Origin of the sequence: Formosa undariae (genome assembly GCF_042427615.1) — a bacterium.
In the GTDB taxonomy this organism is placed as follows: domain Bacteria; phylum Bacteroidota; class Bacteroidia; order Flavobacteriales; family Flavobacteriaceae; genus Formosa; species Formosa undariae.
The window spans coordinates 1-11,710 of the sequence record NZ_JBHMEZ010000028.1 but is presented as its reverse complement, the minus strand read 5'-3'; the positions used below and the strand labels follow the sequence as shown (position 1 = coordinate 11,710).

5 protein-coding genes are annotated in these 11,710 nt (G+C 35.4%); 4 read left to right on the top strand and 1 reads right to left on the bottom strand.

Translation table 11 applies throughout. The features are described from left to right. The coding region (locus ACFFVB_RS16260; RefSeq protein ID WP_382384283.1) for an RNA polymerase sigma factor at positions 1-188 on the bottom strand (188 nt) is incomplete at its 3' end. A gap of 949 nt (positions 189-1,137) precedes the next feature. Here ACFFVB_RS16260 and ACFFVB_RS16255 point away from each other — a divergent pair. From ACFFVB_RS16255 to ACFFVB_RS16240, 4 genes are all read left to right on the top strand, one after another. Then, complete coding sequence (locus tag ACFFVB_RS16255; RefSeq protein ID WP_382384282.1) at positions 1,138-4,182, top strand: SusC/RagA family TonB-linked outer membrane protein; 3,045 nt, start codon at positions 1,138-1,140, stop codon at positions 4,180-4,182. 25 nt (positions 4,183-4,207) lie between these two features. Then, positions 4,208-6,058, top strand: a complete 1,851-nt coding sequence (locus ACFFVB_RS16250; protein WP_382384281.1) for a RagB/SusD family nutrient uptake outer membrane protein — start codon at positions 4,208-4,210, stop codon at positions 6,056-6,058. Between the two features lie 106 nt (positions 6,059-6,164). After that, positions 6,165-9,101: a SusC/RagA family TonB-linked outer membrane protein gene (locus tag ACFFVB_RS16245; RefSeq protein WP_382384280.1), complete on the top strand. Its 2,937-nt coding sequence runs from the start codon at positions 6,165-6,167 to the stop codon at positions 9,099-9,101. 12 nt (positions 9,102-9,113) lie between these two features. Then, positions 9,114-10,862 carry a RagB/SusD family nutrient uptake outer membrane protein gene (locus ACFFVB_RS16240; RefSeq protein ID WP_382384279.1) on the top strand — a complete coding sequence of 583 codons (1,749 nt, stop codon included), beginning with the start codon at positions 9,114-9,116 and terminating at the stop codon, positions 10,860-10,862. The last annotated feature ends 848 nt before the right edge of the window (positions 10,863-11,710 follow it).

Here is an 11,710-nt window from a genome sequence, read left to right as displayed (position 1 = left end):
CTGTACTCAAATGCGATTCTACTTTTTTTAGGAAGCAAGGTAATTTTATACATTAACCATGTTTCAAATTCTGCCGAAATAAAGGTGCATTCGACATCATTTTTACCCTGACACGGTGCAATACTATCGTGAAGGGTTTTAATAGACTCAGATTTTCTAATATAATCAATACAACGATTGCGTACCATAAGATGCGTATCTTATTAAAGACGTATACTTTGTAATGACACCCTATGTTTCAAGTGCAGTTAAAATTATAATCTATTACAGCCTTCTTAATAAAAAGCCAACTCTAAAACGTACATTAAAAATTAGGAGCAATATATACACGAAAATTCACTTCAATTCGTAAAACAGGCAATACAGGTTTTAGTAACCTATAAAACTAACAAAATACATTAGTTAAACAACACAAAGTCAATACTATTATCAAATAGTTAAACTTTGTTAAAATAGTATATTAAAATGTTAACTTATATAACAGCCTTCCTTGGAATTTACAATAATTTTAACATTCGGATCATTCTTACTTTTTATAAGCCCTCCCACTTATAAGAATAGTTTAAATATTATGAGTTTCCGAAAAAAATATTACAAGCATAAATTTTGGATTGTTGAAGACAAAAAAAACGTTTTAACCTACAAAACAGCCAGATTGGGAGCCTAGAAATAAATATTATAGAATTCTCAATATTATAACAAAGAGCAAAATAATTTTTTACGCTTTTATAGCGTACACATTGTTAAAACATCTTGCGAGATCATCGCACTTTCGATAACAATAAAAAAGTTTAATAAATAAAACTGACACTAAATTGTATCTGTAAAATATTATGATAAAAAAGACTATAGTACATCAAAATTACAACCTAAACCCAATTTATAAGATTTTGTTTTCGCTAAACAGTTCAATCTAGAGCACTATATTTTATAAAAAAATTAGACAGTATTGCCTTAAATCACTAACCCAATCATATAATTCCAATGAGAAAATCACAAATCGATTATCCTTACTATCGAGACTATCGAGAGTATTGTAAATTATTTTTTCAAAAAATTAAAACGCCCCTTTTACTACTGTTCTTTATTTCCTTTACTAGCTCTATTAAACTATATTCCAAAGACTTGAGTTTAAAAATGATATCCCCTGTGTTATCTGAACAATTAGACAAAACCATAAAAGGAACAGTAATTGGCCATGATGGCTTCCCCATTCCTGGAGTAACAATTATTATTAAAGATACTAATAAAGGTGTAGTAACAGATTTAGAAGGAAAATACACTTTGAAAGAAGTTCCTAATGATGCTATTCTTGTATTTAGTTATCTTGGTATGATTAGTCAAGAAGTTTCTGTTACCGATAAATCCGTAATCGACATTACAATGAAAGACGATCTCTCCGAACTTAACGAAGTAGTTGTCGTAGGGTACGGAAAGCAAGACAAAATAAGCGTTACTGGTTCTGTAGCATCTATTAAAACAGAAGAAATAAAACGTAGCCCTTCTCCTAATATCGTTGGAGCACTTACCGGGCAGCTATCGGGTTTAACCACCGTTCAAAACAATGGTCGCCCAGGATCTGAAGACTATTCTATTTATTTAAGAGGAGTTAGTACGACCAATAATTCTAGTCCTTTAATTTTGATTGACGGGGTTCCTCGAGATAACCTTACAGAACTAGATCCCAACGAAGTAGAAAGCGTTACCGTTTTAAAAGACGCTTCTTCCACTGCTGTATTTGGTGTACGTGGAGCTAATGGTGTAATCTTAGTTACTACTAGACAAGGGTCGTCTAAAGAACTTAATGTTAGTTATACTTACGAATTTGGTTTACAACACTTAATTTATAAGGCAGATATGATGGACTCTTGGGATTATGCTGCAATGAGAAACCAAGCCTTGATTAACGATGGTTACGAACCGCAATATTCAGACCGACAGATTGGCTTAATGAAATCAGGTACAAGTCCTTTATACCCCAATACAGATTGGTATGGTATTATGATGAGAGATTTTGCTCCTATGCATAGACACAACTTAAATATGTCTGGTGGAAATGATCGTTTTAAATACTTTTTCAATGTTGGGTATCTAAATCAAAAATCTTTTTATGAAGCACAACCTGAAGATGAGATAGGTTATGATCCGGAATATTCATTAACCCGATACAACTTTAGAAGTAATATGGACCTAAAAGTTAACGATTGGATTTCTGCAGGTGTTAAAATGGGTGGTTATGTTAATACTACAGGAGGAACCACTGGCTCTGCGTCAAATATATATTACGGTATTAATGACATGAATGCGCTTACCCCTGGACCTATTACTGATGCAAGCTGGAAAGAATATGGAGCCCTAGAAGGCATTGCCATTACCCCAGAAAATGTAAGTAACACCAATCCATATGCTTTAATGAATTTTAAAGGATATAATACTCAAGAAAAAAACAACTTCAGCTCGACCGCCTTTCTTGATTTCGATTTAGGCATGATTACTAAAGGTTTATCAACCAAATTTATGGCCTCATTTGACACGTATTCTACTTCAACCCTTAGTGCTAGCAAGAGTTTTAACAGCTACCAGTATAAAGTTACCGAAGAAGAAACATTACAAGGCGACGTTTATGATGCCGTTTCATTTACTCCTGAATCGGATATCCAACTCTATACCCTTTCTTTATCTAAGAGTTCAGGATATTATTTTAAAGCGAATTATCAGTGGCTTTTAAATTACGACCGAACTTTTAATAACATACATAAAGTAACAGGAATGGTGCTAGCTCAGCGCGATAACCAAGAAGAAGCACTTGCTTATAATTACTTGGGGGTTGCTGCCCGAGGAACCTACATGTTTAAAAACAAGTACATGGCTGAGGCTAACCTTGGTTATAATGGATCGGAACAATTTGCCGAAGGAAACCGTTTTGGATTCTTTCCTGCAGGATCTCTTGGATGGGTTGTATCTAATGAGCCATTTATGGAATCTGTAGACTTTATCTCCAAACTTAAATTTAGAGCGTCTTATGGTAAAGTAGGTAGTGATAAAATTGGAGGAAATCGATTTTTATACCAAGATGCATGGAATATAACAACTAGCGGAAACATTAATACCATTAGTGATTATGCAGCCTATGAAACCTTAATCGGGAACCCTGGTATTACTTGGGAGGTTGCATACAAACAAAATTACGGAATGGAATTAGGTCTTTTTAATAACGATTTAAGCCTAAGTGTAGATGTTTTTAGAGAAAAGAGAGAGAATATCTTACTAACTCGAGAAACCGTAAGTGATGCAGTTGGTTTATCTGGTATTTACCCAAAAGTTAATGCTGGAATAGTTGAAAACAAAGGATTTGAGATTGAATTAGGATATCGCAAAAGAATTACTAACGACTTCACCTTTGCTAACAGAAGCATCTTTTCCTACGCAAAAAACAATAATGTTTTTAGTGATGAAGCCATCCAGGGTGAAGACTATAATTTAAGATATGAAAGTCAAGGTCACCCTCTTAACTCAAACGTAGGCTATTTAGTCGATTGGGAATCGGAAGGTAACGGGTATTACATTTCTCAGGAAGAGATTAATTTATATTCTTATGCTAGTGGTACACCACGTTTAGGAGATTTAAAGTACAAAGATTTAAATAACGATGGTGTCATTGGTCCAGAAGATAAAGACATTATCGGATTTCCTACAATTCCACAAATTACCTATAGTTCTACATTCAATTTCGATTATAAAGGTTTCAACCTGTCTTTAATGTTTCAAGGGGTTGCCCAAGTTACCAAGAGTTATGGTATTGCCGGAATATACGAATATGGAGAACCGGGTTCTTACAACGATTTTCAAAGAAACAGCTGGACACAGGAGAGATGGGATAACGGTCAGCCAATTTCCGCCCCTGCCCTATCTGCTTATACAGCCTCTTCCTCACATACAGAAAACGATTATTACAACTCCGACATTTCTTATGTGAGATTGAAAACTGCCGAGTTGGGATATAATTTTTCAAAAAGCGTGTGTGACAAGCTATCCTTAAAAAGACTAAGAGTATACACTAACGGATCTAATTTAATTACCTGGACCAACAGTCGCTTTACACATTTGGACCCTGAAGCATTTCGCGCCCATTACATTCCAATTGCTCAAATATTCAATTTTGGTTTGAATGTCACATTTTAGGTTTTAAAAATTAAAAAATTATATTATGAAAACAAAAATATTAATTACTGCCTTATCCTTAATCCTATTTGGTTCCTGCAGCGAGGTGTTAGACATCTCACCAGATGGAACTCAAACTACGGAGGATATTTTTTCTGACGAAACGACTACCGGAGCCTATTTAACCTCGTGTTATGAAAAATTCATGGCATACGGATATGGGTATACGGGTATTGAAAATCAGAACGTATCCATTTCGGATGACACTTGGAGCATTGGTAGAAACGGAGCTAAAAGTGCTTACCTGTATCAAGGAATCTGTAACACCGATGGAGATATTGGTTGGGGTCAAGTTGGTAATACACTAGCCTATCAATCAAATATGTTTGGCTATAAAGTGGGAGCCTGGGAGCATTTTTACAAAAGAATACGCCGAACAAATGTATTCCTTTCTCAAATAGAGACCGCAGCTGTTCCTTCGGAAGAAGAACGCGCAAAGTGGACTGCCGAAGCAAAAGTATTACGTGCATTCTTTTATTTAGAGCTTATTCAGCGTTATGGAAAAGCATTTATTATTACCGATCCTGCATATGTAGATTTCGACGAGTCAGAACTTGTTATGTCTTCTTTTAAAGAGGTTTCAGATTTTATTATAAGTGAATGTGACGAAGCCATGAACGAAGACGCTTTACCTTGGAGACCTGTTGTAAGCACCGATTACAGAAGAATGACCAAAAGTATAGCTGCTGCACTAAAATCGAGAACAGCGATCTACATGGCTAGTTCATTATTTAACGAAGGAGAGAATTACTGGCCAGAAGCGGAAGCAATATGCGAAGAATCTTTAAATGACCTTTTAAATAATGGTTTTGAATTGTACACAAGCGTACGTTCTCCTAGTTATTTTGGAACCAATGCTTATCAAGAATACAGCTGTACAACACAAGATTACTCTGACAATCCAATAGACAAAGAAACCATTTTAAGAACTCAAAACTTTTCTACTGCCTGGAATTACCAAGGATTACCTATAAACAATGCTGCTTCGGCAGGAATGACTCCTACTCAAGAACTGGTAGATGCTTATCCAATGTCAAACGGTAAATATATTTTAGATCTCTCTAAACCGTATAATGACGTAAAACACCTTTCACCAAATTTAAATTTAGAGTCGGGCTATGATGAAACGAATCCTTATGTAGATCGTGATCCACGTTTTTATGCAACAGTATATTATAATGGATCTACAGCTCTTAACAGTAGTAATGTAGAAACTACATTAGATATTTTCAGAACAGGAGAATGTGCTATCGACGGAAGTAATACACAACGCACACAAACAGGATATTACCCTCGAAGACATTACAATCCTCTAGCTCGTAGAGGTAAAAGTGTTGGAGTTTCCTTTCGCTATATGCGTCTTGCAGAATTATACTTGAATTATGCAGAATGTTTAATTGAAAATAATAAGCTTACGGAAGCTGTCGCAGCTATTAAACCAATACGCGATCGTGTAAACATGCCGAATATTGATGAAGTAGAAGGCGTTAGTATCGACCAGCAGAACTTACGTTTAATGTATAGAAATGAGCGTCGTATTGAGTTTGCTTATGAAGAAAACAGATATTATGACGTACGTCGTTGGACTAACCCTACTGATAACATGGATGTTATTCGTTATGAAACAGGTATGTGGATCGAGAAAAACGAAGATGGCACTTTTACTTATCAGCGTTTCCAAATTAATGATTCCTACCACCCAGAAACAGGTTGGGCTGGTTCAGGTCTTGAGAAATTATGTTACACAAACAAATTTCTGCTTTATCCATTTGATGCATCAGAAGTCTCAAATATTCTTGCCAACACTCAAGTTAATATTCAAAATCCTGGATGGTAATCTAGCTTGGATTATTCACAATTAAATTTTAAAGTCAATGATAAATTTAAAAAATTATAGAATACCAAAGATATTATTCCTTTTGCTGATTACTTTCATATCAACGATGGAGCATGCAAATGCACAACAAGGGGATTTTACTCTAAATGGCTCGGTAAAAGATGTCTTCGGACATGAATTACCTGGAGCCACAATATCATGTCCAGAAACGGATATAAGTTCTACTGTTAGTGGAGAAGATGGAAGCTTCATTATTAAAGGGAGTTTAACACAAAATCAAGTAATAATTATTTCTTTAAATAATTACAAGAGCAAGGAAATAATTTTTCAAGAAGAGGAAGATCTTAATATCGTTTTGGAATCGGATGTTTCTGGTCGAGATAATACGATCTCGCTTTTAACAGGCGACCGCACAAAGAGTTCTGTGGGCGCTTCGGCCTTTACCTTAACAGCAGATGCATTATCTAGAACTAGAGCTACTGGACTGGGAAGCGCACTTACGGGCCGAATTCCAGGATATGCTAACGGCTACATTAGAGGTAAATCTACTCTTAACGGAGATTCCCCGACAATTATAGTCGATGGTATGGTAACAGATAATTATGGCTATTTAAACCTGAACGACGTGGAATCTGTAACCGTATTAAAGGACGCTGCTGCTACTTCTCTTTACGGTTTTCAAAGTGCTAGCGGTATCGTTTCTGTGAAGACTAAAAAAGGTTATAACGGAGAGTCTACTATTAAAGTAACAGCAAACTATACCATGGAAGATGCTATGGTAAGCCCTACTGTTTTAAACTCTGCTCAATATGCTTCATTATACAATGAGGCCTGGGCTAACGATGGCAATTCTGGTACTATATACTCACCATACGATATTGAACAATATGCTTCTGGAGAAAATTTAGATTTGTACCCTAACAATAATTGGTACGATATGTTTATTGATCCTTTAGTAGAAACTCAGAATATTCATGTAAGTGGAAGAGGAGGTTCGGAAACCTTTAAATATTATGTAGGAATGGGATATCTTCATCAAGATTCCCCATATCAAACAGACGGTACAGTAAGCGAAACCTATGGCACCAACCAATTTAGCCTTGGTTCCAATTTAGATATTAAAGTTAATGATTACATTAGTGGTTACATGAATTTAAGCGCTAAGGTTAATAATAATATAGACACTAAAGGGAGTAACATTTATACTTCTATTTTTAATCAGCCTCCTACAATTTATGGTCCAACTACCCCTGAGGGGCATGTAATTATTACAGAGACAGATGCCACTTCTACATACGCCCTAATAAATAGATCTGGATATGTAAAAACTACTGGAACGAATATCACTTCCCTTTCTGGATTAAACATAGACCTTAAGAAATTACTACCTGGGTTAAGTGCCGGAGGAGATTTAATGTATTACTCAACCCCTACTTCTTATATTAATGCAAGTACCGATTATGTTAGATACAGAAGAGATGAAACAGTAACAGACAGTTTAGCTTTTGTGCAATATGGTTCTAATGAAGACGAACCATTAACACTAGCAAAGACTGTATCTACAAGTTATAGAACCCAATTCCAAGGACACTTAAGCTACGAGAACACATTTGGAGATCATGGTGTGAGCTCCAATGTTTTAATCCAAAAGCAATATTATAGCGCCCCTTCTAATGATGATGATGCTATTGAGCCTTATATTAAAATGACTTATGGATTTAATGCGAGTTATTCGTATAAAAATTTATTTTATGCTGATTTTGTATCGAGTGTTCAAGGCTCAGAGCAATTTAATTCCGGGAGTCGTTATGGATATTTCCCTTCTTTATCGGCCGCTCTTGTGCTTTCCAACTATGATTTTCTAAAAAATGATAAAACGGTGAGCTTCCTGAAATTTTATGCTTCCCATGGCTATACAGGTAATGACAATTTAGGTACCAGCGATCGCTATCTATATAAAGATAACCTAACATCGTCTGGGACAAGAATTTTTGAAGACAGATTAGGTAATCCAAATATTACTTGGGAAACGTCTAGAATTGCCAATATTGGTTTCGAGATTGGTTTATGGGATCAACTTTCTTTATCTTTTGAATATTTTGATGACAAGCGCACAGATATTCTACTTAATAACCAGATTATCCCTTCGATGAATGGTGTGGCTTCAAGCTCCCTACCCCTAATGAACCAAGGAGAAGTACAATCTTATGGTTTTGAAACCGTTCTAGGTTATCAAAAAGACTTCTCTGAAGACTTATCATTCGGTGTAAATGGATATTTTGCTTTTAACGACAACGAAGTGGTTAATGCTGCTGAATTATACAAGGGGGATGATTATGCTTACCCTTACACTACAACAGGGCAACGTATTGGACAAAATTGGGGTTACCTAATTGACTATTCTAACGGTAACGGTTACTTTAATAGTGAAGCTGAAATTACTGGATCAGGACTAAGCTACGATGGAAACTCGCCAAGACCTGGCGATTTTAAATATCAAGATTTAAATAACGATGGTGTTATCGATACTCGAGATAGAGCTCCAATGGGGTACTCTTCTATTCCAAGAATCACGTATGGTGGTGAATTAAACATGAAGTGGAAACGTTTTGATCTTTCTGCTTTGGTATTTGGGCAATCTCAAGTAACCTCGTTTAACAGCGGGGCTGGATATTATGAATCTTATAGCGGAGGCACATTCTTTTCCCAACATTTAAATGCCTGGACTCCTGAACGCTATGCGAATGGTGATGAAATTACAGCTCCTGCATTATCCCTTAACGGAAGTTCCAGCAATACAGCTAACAACTACTATTTACAAGACAAGAGCTATTTCCAACTAAGAGAAGTGACTTTAAGTTATTCTATTCCTGAAAATTGGTCTAACACAATGTCTATGAAAGATGCCAGAATCTTTTTCAGCGCAAGAAATCTGTTTTATCTGGATAACATGAAAAGTGACGATCAGACGGTAGCTATGTCGGGGGTAAATACTTCACCTAGCCGTAGAGCTTTCGTCTTAGGTTTTAATCTAACATTTTAAGAAAGAGAAAAAATGAAAATAAAAATTATATACATATTAATGACTTTAAGCGTGTTGACCACATCTTGCGAAAGCGCTTTTGATTACCAAGCGGATGGTCTTTTAACGTATGATGAGATTTTTTCCGATTTCACACTAACCGGAAAATATTATACAACCTGCTATTCTTATATGCCAGGTTTGAGCACCGGTGGTGGAGGTTCAACCTTTCTAGCCTCTTATACAGATGAAGCACAGGATGCGCAAGACGTAATTCCAGGTAATAGTACATTATCGTATTATGAAGGCGACATGAATTCCAACAATAACCTCCTTAAAAGTTCGCTTTACAACGACATGTGGGAAGGAATTCGTAGCTGTAATATATTCCTTGCTAATGTAGATAACGTACCGTATTTTAACGTAGAATCGTACCGTGGTCAATGGAAAGCAGAGGTCTATTTATTAAGAGCATACTATTATCTTCAACTTATTAAGCGCTATGGTCCAATGCCTATTTATACAGATCCTTTAGAAATCGATTATGATTATTCTAATATGGAGCGACCAACATTTTATGACAATGTGCAACAAATATTGGACGATTGTAATTCTGCATTAGCACAACCTGAATTATTATTTCGTGTCGTTAGTGGTGTTCAAGATAAAGAAATGACTCGTGGAGTAGCTTATGCTATTAAATCGGAAGCCATGCTTTTTGCTGCTAGTCCATTATGGAACGATGGCAATAACTTTTGGGAAGAAGCCTTAGCCGAGACAAAAGAGGCTATGGAGAACCTTGAAAATGCAGGTTTTGGCTTGTATAATCCTGGCAGTACTGCAAATAACAACCTATATTCTAAATATCAAGAATATTTCCTTACCGGCTCTGAAGGTGTAGAAAATCCTACAATCGAGGTTGAGACCATAAAAGGAAACTCAAGAATGACCTTATGGGCTAATTATGGTATTCCTTTTAAGCAAGATGTACTAAGAGCAGGAATGAGTCCTTCGCAAGAATTAGTTGATGCTTACGAAACTATTGATGGTAAACCGATTCTTAACCCAGAGATGCCATATCTAGATAGCGAACACCTACAACCTAATTACAATACAGATAACACCTTATACGATCCAGAGAACCCATACGAAAACAGAGACCCACGTCTTTTTTCTTCGATAATATGTAATGGTAATTACAATAATTTAAGTAATAATTCGGATCAGGTTGAAACTTTTGTAGGTGGTAATTCTGGTATTTCTACGACAAGTAACCAATATACAAGAACTGGTTATTATCTTAGAAAATGGGTTAATTATGAGTCTAAAGACAACTATAATGTAGATGGATATTGGTCTGATTACAGAATGGCTGAAATTTATTTAAACTTTGCCGAGGCTAACTTTTATGCTAGAGGTGCTGTTACTTCTGAAGCACTTGCAGCAGTTAATCTAATTAGATCAAGAGCTGGTATGCCAGATATACCTGCTAGTATTTCTACCAAAGATTTCGAATTAAAACTACGTAATGAACGTCGTATTGAGTTAGCCTTCGAAGGGAAGCGTTATTACGACTTGCGTAGATGGGAAATCCAAAGTGACTATGAAGGTGTGGTTACCGGAATGAAAATCACTAAAAATGGAGAAGAATTAGATTACGATAGAATTGTAGTGCAAAAAAGAGATGTTACAGCTCAGAGATATTTACTGTGGCCTATACCTTTAACAGAACAAAATAAATTTAATGCCATTGGTGTAGAGTTTCAAAACTTCGGGTGGTAATAAAATTTTATACAAATAATAATTACAATCAAAAGAAATCCCACATTCATTCAATGTGAACGAATGTGGGATTTAAAACAGAAATCTTTGGATATTAATATCCAAAGATTTTTGTTTTTATTCATTAGCGAGGTATCAAATATGAACTAAAATATATCTCGGTATAATTCTAAGAAACAATTCTTAGAATACCTTAAAAGGAATAAAACAACAGCGAATACATAACAAGATTCCGACCAACAATAACAGCTATAACTACTCCATAGTACCTTACAAGCCATTTTAGAGCATTCAACCTCTAAAGACTAAGATTATATAAAGAAGGCGCGCTAAACACACAATTGAAACTTCTTTTTATCGCCAAAATTAAACTTTATTATTATAGTCTTATTTCTTAAATACGCACCTACCTCGGCACACTACAAAATGTATTAAAGGATATTTTAACTATTAGGGTATACACAGAGACCTGACACTTTTAAAGGAGTAACATCTCCACAAGTGTTTCTTTTATTTTCTTCAGAAAATTGTTATTTAGAGTTATGTATTCAACAAAAAAAGAGGCTTAAACATCATGTTTAAACTTATATTCTCTCGTAGCCCCATAACAGAACAAAATTCTTCAAAATTCAACCTGGGAAGTATATCTTAAAGTGTTTATAAAACGCCACCAGACACTTTCTCGAAATAAGACACACTAGAGTAAATACATGCTATACGTTTCTTAATGGCAGTTAAAATGCTTTTATTTTAACAAAAAAGAGATAAGTAAAGGAAGGTATAATTGTAGATCTTTTCGAAGAATTCGAAGTGATCGGGAGATAAGAGCTTCTACTGCTTTATTAGAT